This is a genomic window from Pseudomonas sp. IT-P258 (assembly GCF_949767825.1).
In the GTDB taxonomy this organism is placed as follows: Bacteria; Pseudomonadota; Gammaproteobacteria; order Pseudomonadales; family Pseudomonadaceae; genus Aquipseudomonas; species Aquipseudomonas monachiensis.
Map to the genome: position 1 here is coordinate 1 of NZ_CATKPU010000104.1, position 244 is coordinate 244.

Consider the following 244-nt stretch of genomic DNA (forward strand, 5'->3'; position numbering starts at 1 on the left):
CACCCGCCCCAAATGCCTCCAGCCAGAACTGGGCAGGCATGCCCTACACCTTGTACGCCGACGGCGCAGTGCTCAAGCAGGGCGTGCTGGACAAGACCGGGCAACTGTCGATCGACCATCAGGTCGTCACCCAGGGCTACCGGTTGGTGATGGCCAACGATGTGACCTACCAGATTCCGGTCCCCACCGAATACCGCAACGCCGAGCAGGCGGAACTCGCCAATCGTGGCCTGCACAACCACCC

The 244-nt window shown here is 63.5% G+C and carries 1 pseudogene; it reads left to right on the plus strand.

Annotated features, from left to right (window positions below):
• Positions 1 to 38 precede the first annotated feature (38 nt).
• A pseudogene (locus ACM6G4_RS27450) lies at positions 39 to 244 on the plus strand (Rhs element Vgr protein); the annotation flags it as partial.